Below are 22,483 nucleotides of genomic sequence, written 5' to 3' on the forward strand. Positions count from 1 at the left end.
ACACGTGCTGTCTTCACGCCTCCGCCGCGCACAACGCGTCGACCGCCTTCAGGTAGGCCTTGGCGTCGAATTTCTTGAGCGTGTTCGGCCCGAGATAGCGCACGGTGCCGAACACCTTGCGCCGGCCCCACGGCCGGTCGTGCAGGCCGAACAGCCAGCCGACATTGGTGAAGGAGTTCGCGTCGCGCCCGTCGAGGAAGTAGCGGTTGTTGAGCCGTAACGTTACCGCGAAGGCCTCTTCGGGCGAGGGCGACCATTCGAGGATCTTCTTGCCCCAGTACATACGCAGGTGGTTGTGCATGTAGCCGGTCTCGCGCATCTCGCGCATCGCGGCGTTCCAGTATTCGTCGTGGGTGCGGCCTTGCGCCAGCGCCTCCTCGTCGTAGAGGTGCGGGCGCGGATCGCCGGCGTGTTCCGCCAGAGCCTTGCGGGACCAGTCCGGCAAAGCCGTCTCGTAGCGCTCATAGCCCGGATTGGTGTGGACGTGGTTCATCGCCAGCTCGCGCCGGACGATCAGCTCCTCCAGGAACGCCGCCCGGTCCTCCGGGCCGCCTTTCTTGGCCGCCTGCACCTTGAGGGCCGCGGCCACCGGCGAGATCTGGCCGAAATGCAGGTAGGGGCTCAGGTGCGAGGCCGCCCCCGCCTCGGGCCGGTTGCGCACGGTGCCGTAATCGGCGAAGGGCCCGGCCAGGTAGGCCTCCAGCCGGCGATACGCCTCGATCTCGCCGCCGCGGAAGCGGCGCACCGGCGGCACGGAGCGGTCGAGGGTCATCGCGGCGAGCGCCGCATCGGGATCCGAGACGTCGATGTCGCTCTTCAAATCCAGGTCGTCGGCCGGATGCTTGACCTTCCGCGCCCGCAACGGCGCCAGATAGGGTTCCCAGGTCTTGTGCAGCTTCGGCCGCAGCGTCCGGGCGGCGAATTCGTGCTTGGTCGAAGCGACCTCGACCGGCACGACCACGTCGCCCTCGACCTGGATCAGCCGGCCGTCGAATTTCTTTTCGATCTCGGCGTACCAGCCCTTCTGGATCGTCAGGTAGCCGCGATCGAGCACCAACACCGCGGCTCGTTTGCTCAAATCGAGGGCAGCTTTCGCCGGCGTCGCGCGACGCAGCACGAAGGCGATGCCGCGGCGTTCGAGGCCGGCCTTGGCGTCGGCGAGGCCCTGGAGCAGGAAGGCGTAGTGGCGGGCATTGGCCTCGGGGAAATGGGCGCCGCCGTCGAGGAGGCCGAACCCCGCCACCACCGGCAGCCCGAGGCGGTTGGCCTCCTCGACGGCGACTTCGAGGGCCGGGTTGTCGCGGCTGCGCATGCCCTGCTGCATCAGGTAGAGCACGTAGGCGCCCTCCCGCGGCTCCATGTCCTTCAGAACCCGGATCCGCCCCGCCTGAATCGCCATTTCCGCACCCCCGCCAGTGCGCCCGAACTAGGCCGTAGCAGGGCGCGATCCAGCGCGGCGCGCCGTCGCTGCCTGCGAAAGCGGCAGCGCTGCCGATAATCGCGCCTTGCCATCCGGCAGCGCACACCTATGTTATTGCAGTGCGGGAACGCGATGGCGTCGCGATCCCGCTGCCCTCCTTGGGCGTTTCCTCCCTAGACTTCGGGCCGCTCGCAAGAGTGGCCTTTTTCTTTTTGCCTATTCTTTCAACAAAGGATTTTTGCCAGCTTCCTCCTGCGTCCGGTGGAGCTTATGGCCGCGCTCCGCGTTGTCCCCTGTACGCTGGCCCGCCTCGTGCATCGCGGGGCGATCGGAGCCGGGCGTGAGGGAGCGGTCGAGCGATGCGGCAATTCACTTTGCGGGTCGAGGAAAGCGGGGAAGGCCTCGTCTGCATCACCAGCCCGGAGATCAAGAGCCTGTTCGTGGCCGACGAGACCCTGGCCGGTGCCCTGGAGGCGGTGCCGAGCGTGGTGCGCGCGCTGATGCGCGAGGAGGGCCGCGGCACCTTGCCGGGCGAGGAGGCCGCCGAATAGGCGCCTCCCGGCCTCGGCGCGGTATCGATCAACCCCGCGCCCGCGCCCGGATCATGAAGTTGTCGTAGGTATACTCGGCGACCTGGAACCAGAGGTATTCCTCATTGCGAAAGGTCTTCAGCGCGTCGTAGAGGCGCTTGAAGTCCGGGTTCTTGGCGCCGAGATCGGCGTAGATCTCGTTCGCGGCCTTGAGGGCGGCCTCCATCACCTCCTGGGGGAACGGGCGTAATTGCGCGCCGCCGCCGACGAGGCGCCGCAGGGCGGCCGGGTTGCGCGCGTCGTACTTGGCCTGGAGGTCGACGTTGACGGTCGCCGCCACCGCCTGCACGATCGCCCGATAGGCCTTGGGCAGTTCGGCCCATTTCTGGGCGTTGAACCAGAAGTGCAGCATCGTGCCGCCCTCCCAGAAGCCCGGATAATAGTAGAACGGCGCCACCTTGTTGAGGCCGAGCTTCTCGTCGTCGTAGGGGCCGATCCACTCGGCGGCATCGAGGGTCTTCCCTTCGAGCGCGGCGTAGAGGTCGGCACCCGGCATCGTCTGGGTCGCGACGCCGAGCTTGGCGAGCACGTTCGCGCCGAGGCCGGCGATGCGGAAGCGCAGGCCCTGAAGGTCGGCGACCGACTTCACCTCGCGCCGGAACCAGCCGCCCATCTGCGTGCCGGTATTGCCGCCGGGGAGCGCGTAGAGCTTGTTCTTGGCGAAGATCTCGTTGAACAGGTCGAGCGCCCCGCCCTGATACATCCAGGCATTCTGCTGGCGGGCATTGAGGCCGAAGGGGATCGCGGTGGCGAGCGCGTAGGTCGGGTCGCGGCCGACCTCGTAATAGGCCGCCGAATAGGCCATCTCCAGGGTTCCGCCCCCGACCGAATCGAGGAGCGCGGGGGAGTCGCCCGCTTGAGCGGCCGCGACCTCGATCTGGAAGCGGTTGTCCGTCGCCTCGGCGACGAGGCGGGAGAAGAGCTCGGCGGCGCCGTAGAGCGCGTCGAGGTTGCGCGGGAACGCCGATTGCAGCCGCCAGCGCAGCTCGGGCGCGCTTTGCGCCACGGCCGGGGCCGCGATGGCGGCGCTGCCGGCGAGGCCGATGCCGGCCGTCAGGATGTCGCGACGCTTCATGCCTCTCCTCGATCGGCGCCAATGCCCTCGATGCGCCACAGGTAGCGCGCTTCCGGCGAAAGCGCACCCGGGCTCGCGCGCCATGCCGCTGCGCGAATCTCTCGTACGGGACCCAACCCTATGATAATTCCGGCCCGATCCCGCGGCGGCGCACCGGCGCCCCGCCCCTCGCCGGAGCGCGACCCGCCGTGAAGCCCGAACCGATCTCCCTGAACACGGTCTGCGGCCTCGAGGAACTGGGCCATCACTCGACCCGCGGCGTCACCCACGTGCTGTCGATCCTCGATCCGGCCTGGCCCGAGCCCGAGGCCTTCGGCGCCTACGACGCGCATCACCGCACCACGTTGCGCTTCCACGACATCATCGAGCCGATCGACGGTCAGATCCTGCCCGAGCGCCGCGACGTCGAGGCGATCCTGCGCTTCGGCGAGGACCTGGCGGCCGAGCGGGCGCGGCGCAAGACCCATCTCCTGATCCACTGCCATGCCGGTATCTCCCGCTCCACCGCCGCGATGACGATGCTCCTCGGCCAGGCCCATCCCGATCTCGACGCGCAGGCGGTCGTCGCCAAGGTCCACGATCTTCGCGAAAAGGCCTGGCCCAATGCCCGGATGATCGCCTTCGCGGACGAGGCGCTGGGCTATGACGGCAGCCTCACGGAAGCCGTGCGCCGCCTGCACGCCGAGCAGCTGCGGGTGCGGCCGCACCTCGTCGAGCTGATGCGGGGCTTGGGGCGGGGGCGGGAGGTGGATGCGGCTCTGGCCTGAGACATCGCATCCTGTTCTCCCAGAAGGCGTCCCGGGCGCCTTCGCTTCACACGAGGGCCACTGTCGTATCTTGGATTATCGTTGCGGCACGTTTGGGCAAGAGCTACAAATGTCTCGCGCAGCCGGAGATCGATAGGCGAACGACGCCTTTCAGGTTTTTCTGTTCTGTAAACGACTACGGCCGCGATCCCCACGCGAGATATGATCCATGCGCGATCTCAAGATCGTCTTAGGCGCCGCTCTCCTCGGCTTGCTGCCGACGCGTTCCTTCGCTTGGCCGCAGCCCGTGCCGACCGTCGAGAAGGTTGTCAGGCCGGGTCAGACCCAGAAGATCGGATGGTTCCTGTCCGTCGACCCGACCTGCCGCTCGGTCGGCCCTTGGACCGTCAATTTGATCGATCCGCCCGGCAAGGGCCGTGTCATGGTCGAGCAGGGGGCCGAATATCCTGCATTTCCCCCGATGAACCCGCGTTCGACCTGCAACAAGCGCAAGGTCCCGGCGACGCGGCTCATCTACAGCGCACCGCCCGGCGCCGGCGATGACGACCAGTTCACCATCGAGATCGTCGATCCCCTGGGGAACGCGAAACAGGTGCATTATCACGTCGGGCTGCGCTGACAGGGGCGATACGGCCGAAGCGAACCATGCTGGTCATCGGAGCGGGACTCGCCCTGTCGGCCAGCTTCGGTCGCCCGCGGGCTCCCCTGCGTCATCGTCCGATCAGTGAAACAGGTTCGCTTCTGCTGAGAGGCGACAGACGATGAAATTCCTGTGCCTCGTGCTCGTCCTCGCAGCTACACCGGCCCTCGCCGACGCATGTGACGAGGCAGGCCGCCACCTCGCAGACGAGGTCGGTGACGCCTATGCGCTTCGGACCGGCCCCATCATCACGGTCAGGCGTGGTCGCCAATCTTTCCACTATACCATTGAGTGTGTAGATGATCGCCCTCTAGTGGTCTCCGGGAGCGCTGGTTACGGCTTCAGTTCCAAGATGGCGGAATTCAGACGATGGTTCGTGCGCGGAACGACCTTCGCGCTCGACATTCCGGGTAGCACGGTTGTGAGTGCCATGGACCAATGCGCGCACCTCGCACGGGGACACGGCTTCGAGGGAGTTGAGACGACGGTCGAGGCGCTCGCCGTCAGTTGCTCGGTCATGCATGATGCCGAGGAATTCGAGGTCCATCGCCGATGACGGAGACGTGCACGAGGAGCGTTGCCGCACCGAGATAGCTCCAGGTTGCAACCACGCCCTCGAACCCACGAGCCGATCACGCGTTCGACACTACTTGAGGATGTAAAGCTCGATCGCCTCCGCAAACCCTTCCGCCTCGTTCGTCCCCGTCACCTGCGTCGCCGCCCGCTTCACCGCGTCGCTGGCATTGCCCATCGCGATCGACAGGCCGGCGCGGGCGAACATCGCGGTATCGTTCGCCATGTCGCCGAGCACCGCCACGCGATCGAGCGTGATGCCCAGCTCCCCGGCGATGCGCGCCACGAAGTGGCCCTTGTCGACGTGCGGCGGGGTGACGTCGAGGTAGTAGGCCTGCGAGCGGTGGACCGCCGCGCCGTCGCCGATCTCGTCGGCCAGACGCGGTTCGAGGGCGGCAAGCCGGGCGTGGTCGCGGGAGACGCCGACGAGCTTCGCCGCGCGGGCGAGATGCGGCGCGAGGTCGACGACGACGCGGGGATCGGCCTGGAGGGTGCGGCGCTCCAGATCCGTGTAGGGGCCGTTCGGATCGGTCACGAGCCACGCCCCCTCCGCGAAGACCCAGAGGTCGATTCCTTCCTGGACGAAGCGCCCGGCGGCCGTTCGCGCCGCCGCCTCCGGGATCAGGGTCTCGTCGATGGGGGAGAGGTCGGGCCGCACCACCGTCGAGCCGTTGAAGGCGCCCATCGGCAGGGTGAGCGCGAGGGCATCGACCAGCGGGCGCAGGCCGATCGGCGGGCGGCTCGACGCCACCGTGAAGGCGATGCCGCGGGCGCGCAGGGCCTCGACGGCGCGGATCGTGCGCTCCGTCAGCCGCTTGTCGCCGGTGACGAGGGTACCGTCGACATCGGTGACCACGAGGGAAATGGACATGGAGCCGGCCTTCTCAGATCTCCCGGTGCACCGGCACCGGCTCGGGGGCGGCCTCGGGCCGCAAGGGGACGATCCGGGGGTTCATCACCCGGTCGCGTAAGGGTTGCGGCCCCAGCGTCAGGGCGAAGAAGTCGTATTCGCCGGGCAGGTCGTTGGCCATCAGGAACTGGAAGTGCATCCGGAACGGCCGGAACGAGATTCGCCGATACACTTCCGGCACGATGATCTCGCGGAACTTCGTCGAGCGGATCAGCGGGTTGCGCACGGCGCCTTCAGGCCTCTCGTCGAGGTCGCGGGCGGGGTTGAAGCCGGGAAAGTTCATCCAGTCCTGGGGCGCCTGGTAATCGACCCAGACCAGCCGGTCGCTGCCGACGAGCCGCATCACGTCGGCCCGCGGCTGCTCCGCCCGTCGATGGACCGCCACGAGGGGCAGCCCGGATCCGAGGGTGAGGAGCGAGAGGCGCGGCCCCTCCGGGGCACCGCGCTCCAGCACCCGGGCGGCGACCTCCACGGCGGTGAGCGCGCCGGAGGAATGGCCGACGATCAGCACCTCGTCCACCCCGCCCGCCTCGTAGACGCATGAGACGTGGTCCGCGAACAGCTCCAGGCGGGCCTCGTAATCCCGGCGCCGGCCGATGCTGTGCTGCCAGTTGAACACCCAGTCGTTGATGAGCTGGCGCAGGAAGATGCGGTCGAGGAGCGGGATGGCGGCGAGCACGAGGCCGATGGCGGCGATCAGCCCGATGGCGCCTGCGGCGAGACCCGGCAGCCAGCCGGCGAGGAGATGCGCGACGCCGGTGCCGAGCAGGCCCGCCAGGGCGGCCAGGATCAGCGTCATGCCGAACGGGTAGAGGATGATGTTGCCGTATTTCCAGTTCAGCCGGTAGAGCCGGACGAGCTTGCCGGTCGCGAAGGTGTGCAGGATGCCGGCGGTGAGGAGCGCCATCGAGACGAGCAGTGGCCTGCGGAAATCCGCCCGCACGAGGTCGTCCCAGAGCAGCACGTCGTAGGTTGTGCGGGTCTCGCCACCGGGCTGGCCGGCCGTGACGGTCCAGGTCTGCACCAGGCCGTCGGGCCGGGTCTCGGCCCGGGTGACCGCCTTCGAGCCGAGGTCGAAGCGCTTGGCGTAGCGGGAGAGCTCCCGGACGAACAGCGCCCGGTAGCGCTTGGTCGAATCAGGGTCGTAGCCCGGCAGGTAGACGACGTGGCGCCGCCGCACGGGCTCGCTGCCCTGTGGCGCCGCCTCCGGCGGCGTGAAGCCGATCTGTGTGGTCATCGCTGCCCTGTCATCCGTGTCGCGCCGTCCCGACCGCCGCAATTTGGTAACCCTTGTCGTGCTTCCACACCACGAAAGGCCCCGCGCCGGTCTCCCGGCCCTGTGTCTAGCGGGGAAGGCGCCGCCGGGGGAGGGCTCCCGAGGGCAGTGTGACACGAGGGCCACGGACAGGGCCGCTCGACTCGGCTACGGACCACTCTCAAGGTAAGGACGAGCACTCTCGCCGATGCGCGCACTCCCGATCGCCCTCTGCACCGCGCTCGCGGTCTCGGGCTGCTCCAACTTCCTGCCGGCGGCCGGCCCGACGGCCAGCGCGGTCGCGTCGGGCGCCGACGTGGCGACCGACCAGGGCCTGCTCGCCCGCTACGAGATCATCGACGTCAACGCCGCGGTGGTCGAGGCCCTGCGCGGCCGCCCCCTCGACAGCCTGCTCGCCTCCTTCGGCGACCGCCGCCCCTCCGTCGAGCCGGTGATCGGCGTCGGCGACACCGTGGCGGTCACCATCTACGAGGCCAGCACCGGCGGCCTGTTCTCCGGCTCCCTGTCGGTCGACCGGTTCTCCTCCGGCTCGAAATCGGCCACCATCCCGCCCCAGGTCGTGACCCGCGACGGCGCCATCACGGTGCCGTATGCGGGCCGCATCCAGGTGGCGGGCAAGCGCGTCCAGGACGTGCAGACCCAGATCGAGCAGGAACTCGCCGGCAAGGCGATCGAGCCGCAGGTGATCGTCACCGTGGTGCAGCCGACCAGCACCGCCGTCACGGTGACCGGCGAGGTGACGGCGGGCGCCCGGGTGCCGCTCTCGACCAAGGGCGACCGGCTGCTCGACGTGGTGGCGGGAGCCGGCGGCGTGCGCGCCCCGGTCTCCGAGACCTTCGTGCGTCTATCGCGCGGCTCGACCACCGCGACGGTGCCGCTCACCGCGGTCGTCTCCAACCCGCGCGAGAACATCTTTTTGCGCCCGGGCGATACCCTCACCCTGGTGCGCGACCCCCAGACCTTCCTGGCGGTCGGGGCGCTCGGCACGCAATCCGAGATCCCGTTCGCGGCGGAAGGCATCACGCTGGCCCAGGCGCTCGCCAAGGCGCGCGGCCTCTCGGACGTGCAGGCCGATCCGGCCGGCGTGTTCCTGTTCCGGTTCGAGCCGGCCTCGGTGGTGCGCCGCCTGCGGCCGAACAGCCCGCTCCTGTCCTCGAACTTCGTGCCGGTGGTCTACCGGATCAACATGCGCGATCCCAACAGCCTGTTCGTCTCCCAGGCCTTCCGGATGCGCAACCGCGACCTTGTCTACGTCTCGAACGCCCCCTTCACCGAGGTCCAGAAGGTGCTCGGCGTGTTCTCGACCATCACCGCCCCGGTCTCGGCCGGCGCCTCGGTCTATGCCGGCGTGAGGTAAGGGCGAAGGGGCGGGCGTCAGGCGCCCGCCCCTTCGCATCAGACCGTCACGACCCGCACCGGCGCGCCCCGGCGCCAGGCCGCAATGGCCTCGACGGTGTCCTCGTAGAACATCCGGAAGGTGCTCTCGGTGACGTAGCCGAGATGCGGCGTCAGAATCGCGTTCGGCACGCCGCGCAAGGGGTGATCGACGGGCAGGGGTTCGCGGTCGAACACGTCGAGTCCCGCCCGGATGCGGCCCTCGCCCAGGGCCGCGATCAGCGCCGCCTCGTCGACGAGCGGGCCGCGGGAGGTGTTGATCAGGATCGCGCCCTGGCGCATCCGGGCGATCTCGGCTTGCCCGACGATGCCGCGGGTCGAAGGCGCCAGCACCATGTGCAGGCTGACGACGTCGCTCTCCGCGAACAATTCCTCGCGGGTCGCCAGTGCCGCACCGCCGGCCTCGGCCCGCTCCGGCGTGAGATTCGGGCTCCAGGCCGTCACCCGCATGCCGAGCGCCCGGCCGACCGCCGCCACCCGGGCGCCGATGCGGCCGAGGCCGACGAGCCCGAGCGTGCGCCCATCCAGCCCCTCGCCCAGGGTCTCCTGCCAGCGCCCCCCCGCCATGTTGGCAAATTCCCGCGGGAGGTGGCGCGCGCAGGCCAGCATCAGTGCGATAGCCAGTTCGGCGGTGGCGATGCCGCCCTCACCGTTGCGGGTGTTGCACACCGTGATGCCGCGGGCCTGCAAGGCCGCGGTGTCGACCGAGGGATTCCGCCCGCCGGTGAACACGACGAGCCGCAAGCCGGGCAGGGCCGCGATCAGTTCGGCATCGAGGGGCATGCGCTCGCGCATCAGGCACAGCACGGCGTAGGGCGCGAGACGCGACGCCGCCTCCGCTCGCGGCACCGGCTCCGGCAAGAAATCCACCGCGACCTCCGGGCCGAGGCTGCCCCAATCGGCGAGCCTCGCGGCCACCCCCTGGTAATCGTCGAGCACCGCGACCCGGATCCCGTCGCCTTGCATCATCGTCCTCGTCCCCCGTTGGGCCACGCCGAAGCGGCCGTCAGACCTTGGCCGGTCATGATTCCGTCAATATCCGGGGTCGGATGGGCGTTCCAGCCGGGGCGTCCGTGCTATGCTCAGCCGGGCATCCTGACGCGCCGCGGCCCCCTTGCGTCCCTGCGGGCTCGCGCCCGATAGAGCGGGCGCCCTCGCGGGTCCGTACGGACGGAAGGGTGACGGCCGTGCTAAGCGGCCGCAAGGATCGAGGCCGGAGGACGGAGTGGTTCTGAACCATGCGGGAGCGCCGGGGATGACGCGCACCAGGGCATTCGCCGCCCTGTGGCTGGCGATCGGAGCGCTCCTGTGCGGGGCGGCCTCCGCCCGCGCCGACGTGACCATCGGGGTCGCGGTCCCGCGCACCGGCGCGGTGGCGGGCATCGGCGAGCAGGTGCTCCAGGGCGTGCAGGCCGCGATCCGGGACGCCAATGCCCGCGGCGGCATCGCCGGCGAGCCGATCGTGCTCGACGTGCAGGACGATGCCTGCGAGCCCGGCCAGGCGATGGCTGTGGCCGAGCGCTTCGTGCGCGCCGGCGTGCGGCTGGTGATCGGCCATGTCTGCTCCAGCGCCTCGCTCGCCGCCTCCGACGTCTACGCGGCGGCCGGCGCCGTGATGATCAGTCCGGCCTCCAACGCCGCGCGCCTGACCGATCGCGGCTTGCCGACCATCTTCCGGGTCTCGGGCCGCGAGGACGACCAGGGCCGGCTCTCGGCGACGATCCTGGCCGAGCGGTTCCGCGACAAGAAGATCGCGATCCTCTACGACGACACGCCGCTGTCGAGGAACCTCGCCGAATCGACCAAGGCCAACCTGAACAAGATCGGCCAGAACGAGACCCTGTTCGCGCCGATCGTCCCGGGCCAGACCGACGACGCGGCCTTGATCAAGCGCCTGCAGGGTGCGGGGATCGAGGTGGTCTATTACGGCGGCCACTACCAGGAGATGGGCAAGCTTGTGCGCAAGGCGGCGGAAGCCGGCTACCGCCCGCAATGGTTCGGCACCTCCGGCATCGCCACCAAGGAATTCGGGGCGCTGGCCGGCGCGGCGAGCGACGGTGTGCTGATGACCTTCAACCCCGACCTGCGCCGCAAGCCCGAAGCCGCCGCCGCCGTGAAGGCGCTTCAGGCCGAGGGGATCGATCCCGCCGGCTTCACCCTCTACGGCTACGCCGCGGTCCAGGCGCTGGTCGAGGCCGGCAACTTCGCCAAGTCCACCGACCCGAAGGCCATCGCCGAGACGCTCCATTCCGAGCGGTTCAACCTGGTGCTCGGCAATGTCGGGTTCGACCAGAAGGGCGACGTGACGGCGCCGGGCTACGTGCTCTACGTCTGGCGCGACGGCGTGTTCACCTATGCGAATTGACCGCCGGCCGGCAGTCGCGGCGCTTGCTGCACGCAGAGAGAGCTTTTTGACGTTGGACAACTTCAGATATGCGCCGGTCGACGCGGCCGGACGATCCAATAAAGCGCGCGGTTGCATCGCACAATAGCAATAAATTAAGTTTTTATTTATCTTTCAATGGGAAAAAAATTTCAGAACCAGAAAGATATTACATGTTCAAGCGCCAGTCCAGCAACGACGAACTGATGCATGTTCTCGGGCACCATGCGGGGGTCGGTCTCTGGGATGCCATCCTGCACCAGGGCGACGCGGCGCATCAAAAGAGCCGCTGGACCTGGTCGCAGGAGTTCCGCCGGCTGCTGGGCTATGCGTCGACGGACGATTTCCCGGACGTGATGCAGTCGTGGAGCGACCTGCTCCATCCGGACGATGTCGATCCGACCTTCGCGGCTTTCGGGGCGGCCCTGCTCAACGTGGCCAACAAGGGGGCCTACGACGTCACCTATCGCCTGAAATGCCGCGATGGCGGCTATCGCTGGTTCCGCGCGACGGGAGGCGTCGTCCACGACCCGGCCGGCAAGCCGGTGCGTGCCTGCGGCTCCCTGGTCGACATCCATGTGGCGGTGGAGGCGGCGGAACAGAGCAAGCGGCGCGCGGCCCTGATCGACGGGTTGATCAAGGCGTTCGGCGACAACACCGATACGGTGATCCACACCCTCTCGACGAGCGCGTCCCGCTTGCAGGCCTCCGCCGGGGAGGTCGCGTCGGTGGCGGATCGGAACAACCGGCGCTCCGCCGACGTGGCGGGATCGGCCGAGGAGACCTCGACCCATGTCGACGCCGTGGCGGCGGCGACGGAGGAGCTGGCGGCGACGATCCGCGAGCTCTCGCAGCAGGCCTCCCATACCTCGCACCTCGCGGCGACCGCCGCCGAGAAGGCGAGCCAGACCGACACCCTAGTTCACGCCTTGTCGCAGGCGGCCGACAAGATCGGCGCGGTCGTCGGCATGATCAACTCGCTCGCCAGCCAGACCAACCTCCTGGCGCTCAACGCGACGATCGAGGCGGCCCGTGCCGGTGAAGCCGGCAGGGGCTTTGCGGTGGTCGCCGCGGAGGTGAAGGCCCTCGCGGGCCAGACGGGCCGGGCGACGGACGAGATCGGGGCACAGGTGGCGGAGATCCGCCAGGCCACCGGCAGTGCCGTCTCGGCGATCGGCGAGATCGGCACGACGATCACGCAGCTGCGCGACACCGCGCTCGGCATGATGGAGGCGATGCGCGAGCAGGGCGCGGCGACCGGCGAGATCGCCCAGAGCGTCCAGCAGGCGGCGACCGGATCGCGGTCGGTCTCCGGGAACATCAGCGACGTCCGCAAGGACGTGGGGGCGACCGGCGAGGCCGCCACTGCGATGCTGCACATCGCCCAGGACCTCGGTCGCCACACCTCGGCCCTGACCCAGTCGATCGCACAGTTCCTGTCCGGCGTGAAGGCGGCTTGACCGGAGGCTCGGTCAGGCGGCGCCCGGGAGCGTGCCCTCCGCCACCGTGAGGGTGCGGCCGCCGATCCAGTCGGCGCCGTCGTAATCGACGAAGATCCGGCCGCGCCGACCGAGCTTCGTCCCTTGGGCGGCGATGTAGGGACCGGCGGCCCGGCCGGTCTCGCGCAGCCAGCCTGCCACCGCCGCGTTGAAGCTGCCGGTCACCGGATCCTCGACGAGCGCGCCGGTGCCGTCGCTGAACAGGGTGCGGATCTCCCAGGCGGCCTCCGCCCCGGGAGGATGGGCGCCGACGAGGCCGATATCGATCCGGCCCTCGTGATGGCGGACCGGTTCCACCGCCAGGACCTCCTCGGCGGAAGCGAGCATCACCCCGACCCAGCCCGGGCCGTTATCGGCCCAGCGCGCCTCGACGATCTGCTCACGGTCGAGGCGCAGCACCGCCAGGATGTCCCGCATCGTCGCCTCGTCCACCGGCCCCTCGCGGAGCAGCCTCGGCGCCGCGAAGGCGAGACGGTCCCGGTCCTGCCGGATCGGCACCAGGCCGGCGCCGCATTGCTGGACGATGCGCCCGTCCTGGCGCGGCCGGCCGCCGAGGGCGAGCCAGGCATGGCAGGCGCCGAGCGTCGGATGGCCGGCGAAGGGCAATTCGTGCGCGAGGGTGAAGATGCGGACCTGGTAATCGGCGCCCGGATCGGTCGGCGGCAGCAGGAACGCCGTCTCCGACAGGTTGAACCAGCGGGTCATCGCCTGCATCGTCGCGGTGTCGAGATCGCCGCCGCTCACCACCGCGAGCGGATTGCCGGTGAAGGCGCCGTCGTGGAACACGTCGACCAGGGCGAAGCGGACGGTCATGGCGGATCTCCGGATGTCGGCTCTTGCCGTCACAGGCTTGTTTGCCTGATTCCCTTGCCCCTCCCACCCTGAACCTCATCCTGAGGTGCCGAGCGATCGAAGATCGACTAACACCTCAGGATGAGGTCGCGAGCGGGGGAATAATAGTGAATCTTGCTTGCTGGTCTCAGCCCTCGTACAACCCCTTGTGCGTCTCGCGCAGCAGGTTCTTCTGAACCTTGCCCATCGTGTTGCGGGGCAGTTCGTCGGCAACGATCACGCGCTTGGGCAGCTTGAACTTGGCGAGCCGGCCTTCGAGCGCCGAGAGGATGGCGGCCTCGCTCGGCGCGTCCGCGCCGCGCGGCACCACCACGGCGGTGACGCCCTCGCCGAAATCCGGATGCGGCACCCCGATCACCGCCGATTCGAGCACGCCGGGCAGCCCGTCGATCTCGGTCTCGACCTCCTTCGGGTAGACGTTGAAGCCGCCGGTGATGATCAGGTCCTTGCCGCGGCCGACGATGTGGACGTAGCCGCGCTCGTCGACCTTGCCGAGGTCGCCGGTGATGAAGAAGCCGTCGGCCTTGAACTCGGCGGCGGTCTTCTCCGGCATGCGCCAGTAGCCCTTGAACACGTTGGGGCCGCGCACCTCGATCATCCCGACCTGGTCAGCCGCGAGCCCGCGGCCGGTCTCCGGATCGACCACCCGCAGCGACACGCCCGGCAGCGGGAACCCGACCGTGCCGGCGACCCGGTCGCCGTCATAGGGGTTCGAGGTGCTCATGTTGGTCTCGGTCATGCCGTAGCGCTCAAGGATCGCGTGGCCGGTCCGCTCCTGCCACTCCCGATGGGTCTCGGCGAGCAAGGGCGCCGAGCCGGACACGAACAGGCGCATGCGGGCCGCCGCCTCGCGGGTCAGGCCCGGCTCCTTGAGGAGGCGGGTGTAGAAGGTCGGCACGCCCATCAGCGCCGTCGCCCGCTCCATCAGCGACAGGATCAGCGGCGGGTCGAGCTTGGGCAGGAAGACCATCGCGGCGCCCGACATCAGCACCGTGTTGGTGGCGACGAACAGGCCGTGGGTGTGGAACACCGGCAGCGCGTGGATCAGCACGTCGTCCGGCGTGAAGCGCCAGTAGTCGACGAGCGTCAGCGCGTTCGACGACAGGTTGTCGTGGGTCAGCATGGCGCCCTTCGAGCGCCCGGTGGTGCCCGAGGTGTAGAGGATCGCAGCTAAGTCGTCCGAGGCGCGGGGTACGTCGGCGAAGTCGCCGGTCTGACCTGCGGCCTCGGCCGCCATCGTGCCTTCGCCCCTGGCGTCGAGGGTGCCGACCTGGGCGACGCCGGCCTGCTCCGCCACGACGTTGAGGACATCGCGCTTGCCCGGATCGCAGACGAACAGGGCCGGCTCGGCATCGCCGAGGAAGTAGGCGATCTCGGAGGGCGTGTAGCCGGTGTTCAACGGCAGGAAGACCGCGCCGGCCCGCACGCAGCCGAGATAGAGCGCGATCACCGCCGGGCTCTTTTCGACCTGCACCGCCACCCGGTCGCCGGGCGCGACGCCGAGGCCGACGAGCGCCGCGGCGTAGCGGCCGGATTCGGCGACGAGATCCGCGTAGCTCCAGCGCAGGCCCTCGGGGGTCTCGAGGAAGGTTTTGCCCGCCGGATCGGCGGGGAGGCGGGAGCGGACGATGTCGAAGAAGTGGTTGGACATGGGAGACTCTTCAGTCGTCGGCGAGATGAGCGGCCATGCCGTCTCCTCGAAGAACGCGGACCTCTCCTCTCCCCGCGGGCGGGGAGAGGGCTGTGCTTCCGTTCAGGAAGCGCAGCAAGCCCGAAGGGCGAGGGTGAGGGGGTGTTTCCGGAGGAGCCACATCCGGCACCTCCCCCTCACCCTCGGCTGCCGCCTCGCTGTGTCACCTGCACGGTGACACAGCCCTCTCCCCGCCCGCGGGGAGAGGAGAAAACTGCTCACGCCTCCGCCAGCGCCACCGCGCGGGCCGGTGGCAGGTTCTGGCGCAATTCGCGGTTGACCGTGAGCGAGGCCGAGACGGTGCCGAGATTGGCGTAGGTCTCGTGGTTCTTCTCGATCGCCGCGAGGTCGTAGAGGTAGTTCACCATCAGGCCGTAGCCCTGCGACAGGCCCTTGGGCGAGACGTCGCCCAGGAAGTTCAGCCGCTCCAGCCTCGCGCCGTTGCCGAGATGGAACCTGGCCACCGGATCGACCGGCTTGCCGCGGGCGGTCTTCGCGCGCAGGAAGTAATAGGCGGCGGCCGGCAGCAGGGCCTTCTTCACCGCGTCGGCCTTGGCCTTGTCGGCGTGCCAGTCGGGCTGGTCGAGGGCGCGCAGGGTCTCGACATCCTCGCGGGTCAGGCCCTGCGGCGCGTCGGAGCGGCGCTCGCGATCGAGCCAGGTGCGGAAGGTCGGCACCGGCGACAGGGTCACGAAGGTCTTCAGCGCCGGCATCTCGCGGCAGAGATCCTCCACCACCTGCTTGATCAGGAAGTTGCCGAAGGTGATGCCGGCCAGGCCCTTCTGGCAGTTCGAGATCGAGTAGAAGATCGCGGTCGTCGCCTCGCGGGTGGCGGTGTGCTGGCGCTCATGGGCGAGGATCGGGGCGATCGCCGCGGCGATGCCGGTGGTCAGCGCCACCTCGACGAAGATCAGCGGCTCGTCGAGGAGCGCGGGGTGGAAGAAGGCGAAGCAGCGCCGGTCCGGCGGCTCGATCCGCCGGCGCAGGTCGTCCCACCCCGAGATCGCGTGCACCGCCTCATAGCGGATGATCTTCTCCAGGATATGGGCCGGCGTGGTCCAGTCGATCCGGCGCAGGACCAGGAAGCCGCGGTTGAACCACGAGGCGAACAGATGCTCGAAATCGGAATCGAGGCTGTCGACCGCTTCCGCCAGCGCGGGGTCCGGCTTGTCGGCCTTCCGTGCGGCGTCGCGCAAGCCGAACAGGTCCTCGCGCATCCGCACCAGGGCGATCGTGCCGTCGCGGGCGAGGTTGAGGCGGCGGATCAGCTCCTGCGAGCGCGGCTCGGCGGCCTCGTGCAGGCGCCCGAGGGCGGCGCGGGACGGCGCCTTTCCGTAGGCCGCGATGGCGCTCTCCACCGCCGCGTGGTCGGCCCCGAACTCGAGGGCGACGCGGCGCAGGAAGTCGTGACGGTCGGAGCAGGCGAAGCTCTCGTAGCGGTCGAGGATGATGCGGGCGAGCGCGACCCCCGAGGCCTCGCCGCGCCGCGAGATCAGGTCCTCGCAGAGCTTGACCACCTCGGCGACGCTCGCCTTGGCGGGGTCGTCGCGGCCGAAGGCGATCAGCCCGCGGCCCCGGTCCGAGATGCTCTGGAGAAGGTCGCCGAGGAACGAGATCGCCGCCATGGGGCCTTGCTCACTGTCGCTCTGCTCATGACCGGACCGCCCCCGCGGATCGGGGAGGGTGCCGGCCTTCGGTAGATAGGGCTCCGCTGCGGCAGCGGAGAGGGAAGGGCGGCGGCGTCGCGCGTCGCGGTCGGAGGCCGTCCGGGCCATGGTGACGCCTCTACTTGGTCGAGGGCAAGAGCAGATCCGGCAGCCACAGGGCGATCCCGGGGGCGAGGCAGAGGAGAAGGATCGCGATCCCCATCAGGATCACGAAGGGCAGGGTGCCCCAGATGATGTCGGACAGCGGGATGTCCGGGGCGATGTTCTTGATGACGAAGATGTTGAGGCCGACCGGCGGGTGGATCAGCCCCATCTCCATGGTGATCGTCATGACGACGCCGAACCAGACCAGGTCGAACCCCGCCTCCCGCAAGGGCGGCAGGATGATCGGCGCGGTCATCAGGATGATCGAGACCGGCGGCAGGAAGAAGCCGAGGCCCACGACCAGGAGCAGGATCGTCAGCAGCAGGAGCCAGGGCGAGAGATGCATCGCCACGATCGCGGCGGCGGCTGCCTGCGAGATGTGGAGGTAGCTCATCACGTAGGCGTAGAGCAGCGACATGCCGATGATCAGCATCAGCATGGTCGATTCGCGCAAGGTCGCGATCAGGATCGGGCTCACGTCCCGGGCCCGCCAGACGCCGTAGATCGCCGCGATGAGCGCCAGCGCCAGGAGGCCCCCTAAGCCCGCCGTCTCGGACGGCGTGGCGTAGCCGCCGTAGAGCGCCACCATCACCCCGGTGAGCAAAACCACGAAGGGCAGCACCCGCGGCAGGGTCGAGAAGCGCTCGGCCATCGAGTAGCGGTCTTCCGCCAGGATCGGGTGCTCGGGGCCACCGGTGACGTAGGCCGCCCGCGCCATGGCGAATTCGCGCCGGAAGCGCCAGGCGGCGTAGGCGGCAAAGAGCAGCACCAGGAGAAGCCCCGGGCCGATGCCGGCGAGGAAGAGCCGCCCGAGCGACTGCTCGGCCGCCACCGCGTAGAGGATCATGGTGATCGAGGGCGGCAGCAGGATGCCGAGGGTCCCGCCCGCCGCGATGATGCCGGCGGCGAACCCCCCGGAATAACCGCGCCGGCGCATCTCCGGGATGCCGGCCGAGCCGATCGCCGAGCAGGTCGCCGGGCTCGATCCCGCCATGGCGGCAAACAGCGCGCAGGCGAACACGTTGGCGATGCCCAAGCCCCCCGGGATCTTGTGCATCCAGGCATGCATCGCCGAGTAGAGGTCCTGGCCCGCCTTCGACCGGCCGATCGCCGCGCCCTTCAGGATGAAGAGCGGGATCGACAGCAGCGTGATCGAGGCCATCTCCTCGTAGACGTTCTGCGCCACCGTATCGAGGGAGGCGCCGGGCATGAAGGCCAGCATGAAGACGAGCGCCACGGCGCCGAGCGCGAAGGCGATCGGGATGCCGGCGAGCATGGCGCCGAGGGTCGCGCCCGCATAGAGCGTGCCGATGATCGCGGTGCTCATCGGGCGGGTCCTTTCGGCGGGCTCTTGAGGTCGGCGCCGAGGCCGATCTTCGGGTCGGCGAAGCCGGCGGCCTCCGGGCCGCGGGCGAGGCTTTCCGCAATCTGGAGCAGGAATTGCAGGGCGAGCAGCGTCATGCCGACCGCCATCAGCGAATAGGGAATCCAGAGCGGTGGGCCCCAGGTCGATTGCGAGATCTGGCCGTCGACCCAGGCCTCGTGCAGCAGCGTCCAGCTCTTCCAGGCGAAGAAGGCGACGAAGCCGAGGCTGACGATGTCGGCAAAGAGCAGGCGCAGGCGGTTCGCCCGCGGCGACAGGAGGCCGGTCAGCGCCTCGATGGCGACGTGGCCGCGCCGGGCCTGGACGCCGGCCGCCGACAGGAAGGTGGCGCCGACGATGAGGAACACCGCCGTCTCGTCCTGCCACTCGGTCGGGACCTTGAGGACGTAGCGGATGACGACGCTATAGCTCAGCACCAGGCAGGCGGCGACGAGGGCGACGCCGCCCATCAGCAGGATCAGCCGGTTGAGGCCGCCCATCGCGGCCTCGATCGCCGCGAGCGGTCCGGGCAGGCGGGGCCGCGCCGCCGCGCGCTCCGGCTCAGGCCCGGCGGAGGCCGCGTCGAAGGCGTGGCTCACGCGACCGCCTCCGCGAGCTTCAGCATCTCGGCGCAGGAGGACGACTTGGCGGCATAGTCCTTCCAGGCCGAGTCGCGAGCGATGTCGCGCCAGCGGTTCAGCGTCGCCTCGTCGAGGCTCTCGACCTTGGCGCCGGCCTTCCCGAAGATCTGCTCGACCCGGGTGTCGTCGGCCTGTGCACCCTCCTGGCCGAAGGATTCGAGCTCGGCGCCGACCGCCATGATCAGGTCCTGCTGGTCCTTGGGCAGGCCGTCGAAGATCGCCTTCGACATCATGATCGGCTCGAGCATGAACCAGTAGGACCGGCCGCGGCCCGAGGTGAGGGATTTCGACAATTCCTCCAGCCGGAACGAGATCAGGCTGGTGGACGAGGTGATGACCGCGTCGCAGGCGCCGGTCTGCATCGCCGCGTAGGATTCGTTCGAGGGCAGGCTCAGCGTCGCGGCGCCCGCCGCCTTCATCATCAGATCCATCTCGCGCGAGCCGCCGCGGACCTTCAGGCCCTTGGCATCCTCCGGCCGCACCAGCGCGCGGTCGCGGCTCGCCACGCCGCCGGCCTGCCAGACCCAGGAGACCAGCACGATGTTCTTCGCCTGGAGGATCTCGGTGAGCTTGCGGCCGACCGGCGCCGTCTTCCACGCCATCGCCTGCGGATAGGAGGTCACCAAAGCCGGCATCAGCCCGATATTGGTCTCCGGCACCTCGCCGCCCGCGTAAGGCAGCGGGTAGAGGCTCATGTCGAGCGCGCCTTTTCGCATGGCGCTGAACTGGGCGTTCGTCTTCATCAGCGACGAGCCGGGATAGACCTGAACCTCCAGCGCCCCCTTCGAGCGCTCCTTCACGGCGGCGGCGAACTTGCGGCACATCCGGTCGCGAAAATCGCCTTCGTCGATCGTCCCGCCCGGGAACTGGTGCGACAGCTTCAGCACCGTGGCGGCCTGCGCAGCCCGCCCGAGGCCGATCAGGGCGGGGGCGGCGAGACCTGCGACGACGAGGGAGCGGCGGGTGACGGCCATGGCGATTCCTCTGGGGAGCCCATCGGCTCCGGATGGTGCGTTTCGGTGTGACGCGCGGTCAGGTTGAACCCTGCCGAATTCTGCACTCAGAAGACGCCGATCTTGTATATTTTGTCAACCGCAGTGCATACTCTCCGAAGGTGGAAGGCGGGATCGCACATGAGCCACGCCCAGATGAGTCACGCCCAGCGGCTGCGGCAGACGATCGAGGACGAGATCGTGGACGGGGTCCTGCGCCCCGGCGACAGGCTCGACGAGGTCCAACTCGCCGCCCGGTTCGGGGTCTCGCGCACGCCGATCCGCGAGGCCCTGCTGCAACTGGCCGTCACCGGCCTGATCGAGATCAAGCCGCGGCGCGGTGCGGTGGTGAGCATCCCTGAGCCGGCGCGGCTGATCGAGATGTTCGAGACCATGGCGGAGCTGGAGGCGGCGTGCGGTCGCCTCGCCGCCCGGCGGCTCACCGACGAGCACCAGCGCGAGCTCACCGCCGCGCTCGATGCCTGCCGGGCCGCGGCGGAAGCGGGCGAGATGGCAGCCTATTACGCCGAGAACGCGGTGTTCCACGCGGTGATCTACCGGGCCTCGCGCAACGGCTTCCTGTGCGAGCAGGCCGTCGGCTTGAGCCGCCGCCTGGCACCGTTCCGGCGCATCCAGCTGCGCGCCCGCAACCGCCTGCGGCAGTCGCTCGCCGAACATGAAGGCGCGGTCGCGGCGATCCTGGCCGGGGACGAGGCGCTCGCCGGCGAGCGGCTGCGTGCCCACGTGCTGGTGCAGGGTGACCGCTTCGCCGAGCTGATCCGAAGCCTGCCGGGCGGCAGCGCGGCGGCGTGATCCTGACCTGGGTCAAACCCTTGACCTTGCGGCGCTTTCCTTGACACGGAACGACCCCCGGGAACCCACGTTGTGATCCCGAGCGCCCACGCTTGTGGGCGACAGGTTCCTCCTGCTTCCGGTGCCGTGATGCCGCCCGAACCCCGCTCCGGTTCCGCCCCGTCCGGCGTGACCTCGACCCTGTGGACCGTCTTCCTCGGCCTCGCGCTCGTCCGCCTCGTCACGGCGCGGCGGCCGGACGGCGTGCAGGATGCGGCGCCGGACCCGACGCGGCATCTCGGCGGCGGCGCCAAGTCGTATTCCGGCCGTCCGGCCCAGTGGGTCGCCGACACCGAAATCGATCGCGGCCGCAAGGCCGAGACGCCGACGGAGATCCCGGCCAAGGGCTGGAAGGACGTGCTCTATCGCGTCTATCTCGAATTCCAGAAGGACCGGGTCCTGTCGGTGGCGGCCGGCGTGACCTTCTACACCCTGCTGGCGATCTTCCCGGCGGTGGCGGCGCTCGTGTCGCTCTACGGTCTGTTCACCGATCCGAGCACCATCAACGATCACCTCTCGCTGCTCCAGGGCGTGCTGCCCTCCGGCGCGCTCGAAATCATCGCCGACCAGGTCAAGCGCATCACCGCCAAGGGCGGCACCACCCTCGGCATCACCTTCTTCACCACGCTCGCGATCTCGCTGTGGAGCGCCAATGCCGGCATGAAGGCGATGTTCGATGCGCTCAACATCGTCTACGAGGAGCAGGAGAAGCGCAGCTTCATCCAGCTCAACCTGCGCTCGCTCACCTTCACCTTCGGGGCCCTGGTCTTCGTCATCGTGGCGCTCGGCTGCATCGTGGTGCTGCCGGTGGCGCTGAATTTCATCGGCTATTTCGGGATCCGGATCAGCCCGACGGCCTGGTACATCGCGCTCCTTCGCTGGCCGGCGCTGCTGGCCGTCATGCTCTTCGCTCTGGCGCTGCTCTACCGCTACGGCCCGAGCCGCGACCTGCCGCGCTGGCGCTGGGTCACGCCGGGCAGCCTCACCGCCGGCGTGGTCTGGCTCATCGCCTCGATCGGCTTCTCCTGGTACGTCGCGCATTTCGGCAGCTACAACGAGACCTACGGCTCGCTCGGCGCCGCGATCGGCTTCATGACCTGGATCTGGATCTCGTCCACGATCGTACTGCTCGGCGGCGAGATCAATGCCGAGCTGGAGCACCAGACCGCCCGCGACACCACCGTCGGGCCGGAGGAGCCGATGGGCACCCGTCGCGCCCGGATGGCCGATACCGTCGGTGCGCCGGCGTAAGGGCCCGTGCGCCGCACCATCTCGCGGGATGCGGCGTCCGCCATTATCTTGGGGCCTCGCCCATCACGGACGTGACGAGGAGAGGCCCCGATGGCCGCCAACGAGACCGGCACCGCCGAGACCCGCACCGAAGCGGAGTGGCGCCGGACCCTGACACCCGAGCAATACCGCGTGCTGCGCGAGCACGGCACCGAACGGCCTGGCACCAGCCCGCTCAACCACGAAAAGCGCGCCGGCACCTTCGCCTGCGCCGGCTGCGGCCAGCCGCTTTTCGAATCGAGCACCAAGTACGAGTCCGGCTCCGGCTGGCCGAGCTTCCATGCGCCGCTGGACGGCGCGGTGGAAACGCAGACCGACCGCTCATTTTTCATGACTCGCACCGAGGTGCATTGCGCCCGCTGCCAGGGCCATCTCGGCCACGTCTTCGACGACGGCCCGGCCCCGACGGGCCTGCGCTACTGCATGAACGGGGCGGCGATGGTGTTCGAGCCGGAGGAGTGACG

Annotated in this window: 21 protein-coding genes; 10 read left to right on the top strand and 11 right to left on the bottom strand. The window is 69.3% G+C overall.

The window, feature by feature from the left end; all coding sequences use genetic code 11:
- Nucleotides 1-13 precede the first annotated feature (13 nt).
- The gene (locus tag AC3AOF_RS13260; protein WP_488348769.1) at nucleotides 14-1,399 is read right to left on the bottom strand and encodes a deoxyribodipyrimidine photo-lyase; all 1,386 of its coding nucleotides are present in this window, start codon (nucleotides 1,397-1,399) and stop codon (nucleotides 14-16) included.
- Between the two features lie 380 nt (nucleotides 1,400-1,779).
- On the opposite strand from AC3AOF_RS13260, the gene AC3AOF_RS13265 reads away from it, so the two are divergent.
- The gene (locus AC3AOF_RS13265) at nucleotides 1,780-1,971 is read left to right on the top strand and encodes a hypothetical protein (protein ID WP_048429329.1); all 192 of its coding nucleotides are present in this window, start codon (nucleotides 1,780-1,782) and stop codon (nucleotides 1,969-1,971) included.
- A 28-nt stretch (nucleotides 1,972-1,999) separates the two neighbouring features.
- Here AC3AOF_RS13265 and AC3AOF_RS13270 read toward each other — a convergent pair whose 3' ends face one another.
- Complete coding sequence (locus AC3AOF_RS13270; RefSeq protein WP_488348770.1) at nucleotides 2,000-3,085, bottom strand: TRAP transporter substrate-binding protein; 1,086 nt, start codon at nucleotides 3,083-3,085, stop codon at nucleotides 2,000-2,002.
- A 188-nt stretch (nucleotides 3,086-3,273) separates the two neighbouring features.
- Here AC3AOF_RS13270 and AC3AOF_RS13275 point away from each other — a divergent pair, with 188 nt between their 5' ends.
- From AC3AOF_RS13275 to AC3AOF_RS13285, 3 genes are all read left to right on the top strand, one after another.
- The gene (locus AC3AOF_RS13275; RefSeq protein WP_488348771.1) at nucleotides 3,274-3,852 is read left to right on the top strand and encodes a tyrosine phosphatase family protein; all 579 of its coding nucleotides are present in this window, start codon (nucleotides 3,274-3,276) and stop codon (nucleotides 3,850-3,852) included.
- A 208-nt stretch (nucleotides 3,853-4,060) separates the two neighbouring features.
- Entirely contained in the window at nucleotides 4,061-4,471 is a 411-nt protein-coding gene (locus tag AC3AOF_RS13280) for a hypothetical protein (RefSeq protein ID WP_236990352.1), read from the top strand.
- A 142-nt stretch (nucleotides 4,472-4,613) separates the two neighbouring features.
- Complete coding sequence (locus AC3AOF_RS13285; RefSeq protein ID WP_488348772.1) at nucleotides 4,614-5,048, top strand: hypothetical protein; 435 nt, start codon at nucleotides 4,614-4,616, stop codon at nucleotides 5,046-5,048.
- 90 nt (nucleotides 5,049-5,138) lie between these two features.
- On the opposite strand, the gene AC3AOF_RS13290 is transcribed toward AC3AOF_RS13285, so the two are convergent.
- Nucleotides 5,139-5,936: a Cof-type HAD-IIB family hydrolase gene (locus tag AC3AOF_RS13290; RefSeq protein WP_488348773.1), complete on the bottom strand. Its 798-nt coding sequence runs from the start codon at nucleotides 5,934-5,936 to the stop codon at nucleotides 5,139-5,141.
- 13 nt (nucleotides 5,937-5,949) lie between these two features.
- Nucleotides 5,950-7,212 (bottom strand): alpha/beta hydrolase, encoded by a 1,263-nt coding sequence (locus AC3AOF_RS13295; protein WP_488348774.1) that lies wholly within the window; start codon nucleotides 7,210-7,212, stop codon nucleotides 5,950-5,952.
- 226 nt (nucleotides 7,213-7,438) lie between these two features.
- Between AC3AOF_RS13295 and AC3AOF_RS13300 the strand changes: the two genes are divergently transcribed.
- Nucleotides 7,439-8,608, top strand: a complete 1,170-nt coding sequence (locus AC3AOF_RS13300; protein ID WP_488348775.1) for a polysaccharide biosynthesis/export family protein — start codon at nucleotides 7,439-7,441, stop codon at nucleotides 8,606-8,608.
- Nucleotides 8,609-8,646: 38 nt separating this feature from the next.
- Here the strand turns inward: AC3AOF_RS13300 and AC3AOF_RS13305 are convergent, their stop codons facing one another.
- Nucleotides 8,647-9,615, bottom strand: coding sequence for a D-2-hydroxyacid dehydrogenase family protein (locus tag AC3AOF_RS13305; protein WP_488348776.1), 969 nt, complete (start codon nucleotides 9,613-9,615; stop codon nucleotides 8,647-8,649).
- A gap of 286 nt (nucleotides 9,616-9,901) precedes the next feature.
- Here AC3AOF_RS13305 and AC3AOF_RS13310 point away from each other — a divergent pair, with 286 nt between their 5' ends.
- Both AC3AOF_RS13310 and AC3AOF_RS13315 read left to right on the top strand, forming a co-directional pair.
- Entirely contained in the window at nucleotides 9,902-11,011 is a 1,110-nt protein-coding gene (locus AC3AOF_RS13310) for a branched-chain amino acid ABC transporter substrate-binding protein (RefSeq protein WP_488348777.1), read from the top strand.
- A 191-nt stretch (nucleotides 11,012-11,202) separates the two neighbouring features.
- Nucleotides 11,203-12,489 carry a methyl-accepting chemotaxis protein gene (locus AC3AOF_RS13315; RefSeq protein ID WP_236990345.1) on the top strand — a complete coding sequence of 429 codons (1,287 nt, stop codon included), beginning with the start codon at nucleotides 11,203-11,205 and terminating at the stop codon, nucleotides 12,487-12,489.
- A gap of 12 nt (nucleotides 12,490-12,501) precedes the next feature.
- On the opposite strand, the gene AC3AOF_RS13320 is transcribed toward AC3AOF_RS13315, so the two are convergent.
- The 6 genes from AC3AOF_RS13320 to dctP all read right to left on the bottom strand — a co-directional run bounded on the left by AC3AOF_RS13320 (nucleotide 12,502) and on the right by dctP (nucleotide 19,859).
- Nucleotides 12,502-13,341, bottom strand: a complete 840-nt coding sequence (locus AC3AOF_RS13320) for a PhzF family phenazine biosynthesis protein (protein ID WP_488348778.1) — start codon at nucleotides 13,339-13,341, stop codon at nucleotides 12,502-12,504.
- Nucleotides 13,342-13,507: 166 nt separating this feature from the next.
- Entirely contained in the window at nucleotides 13,508-15,031 is a 1,524-nt protein-coding gene (locus AC3AOF_RS13325) for a malonate--CoA ligase (RefSeq protein WP_488348779.1), read from the bottom strand.
- 257 nt (nucleotides 15,032-15,288) lie between these two features.
- Entirely contained in the window at nucleotides 15,289-16,695 is a 1,407-nt protein-coding gene (locus AC3AOF_RS13330; RefSeq protein WP_488348780.1) for a malonyl-CoA decarboxylase, read from the bottom strand.
- A 160-nt stretch (nucleotides 16,696-16,855) separates the two neighbouring features.
- Nucleotides 16,856-18,208, bottom strand: coding sequence for a TRAP transporter large permease (locus tag AC3AOF_RS13335; protein ID WP_236990341.1), 1,353 nt, complete (start codon nucleotides 18,206-18,208; stop codon nucleotides 16,856-16,858).
- Complete coding sequence (locus AC3AOF_RS13340; RefSeq protein ID WP_236990340.1) at nucleotides 18,205-18,843, bottom strand: TRAP transporter small permease; 639 nt, start codon at nucleotides 18,841-18,843, stop codon at nucleotides 18,205-18,207. The genes AC3AOF_RS13335 and AC3AOF_RS13340 overlap by 4 nt, the downstream gene beginning before the upstream one ends.
- A complete protein-coding gene (gene dctP, locus AC3AOF_RS13345) occupies nucleotides 18,840-19,859 on the bottom strand; it encodes a TRAP transporter substrate-binding protein DctP (protein WP_488348781.1) in 1,020 nt (339 codons plus the stop codon). Before dctP ends, AC3AOF_RS13340 begins: the two co-directional genes overlap by 4 nt.
- A 174-nt stretch (nucleotides 19,860-20,033) precedes the next feature.
- On the opposite strand from dctP, the gene AC3AOF_RS13350 reads away from it, so the two are divergent.
- From AC3AOF_RS13350 to msrB, 3 genes are all read left to right on the top strand, one after another.
- Nucleotides 20,034-20,690: a GntR family transcriptional regulator gene (locus AC3AOF_RS13350; protein WP_236992803.1), complete on the top strand. Its 657-nt coding sequence runs from the start codon at nucleotides 20,034-20,036 to the stop codon at nucleotides 20,688-20,690.
- 129 nt (nucleotides 20,691-20,819) lie between these two features.
- Nucleotides 20,820-21,980, top strand: a complete 1,161-nt coding sequence (locus AC3AOF_RS13355; RefSeq protein WP_236990338.1) for a YihY/virulence factor BrkB family protein — start codon at nucleotides 20,820-20,822, stop codon at nucleotides 21,978-21,980.
- 90 nt (nucleotides 21,981-22,070) lie between these two features.
- Nucleotides 22,071-22,481 (top strand): peptide-methionine (R)-S-oxide reductase MsrB, encoded by a 411-nt coding sequence (gene msrB / locus AC3AOF_RS13360; RefSeq protein WP_236990337.1) that lies wholly within the window; start codon nucleotides 22,071-22,073, stop codon nucleotides 22,479-22,481.
- Nucleotides 22,482-22,483 lie beyond the last annotated feature (2 nt).

The organism is Methylobacterium sp. 142-1Y, from assembly GCF_057747795.1.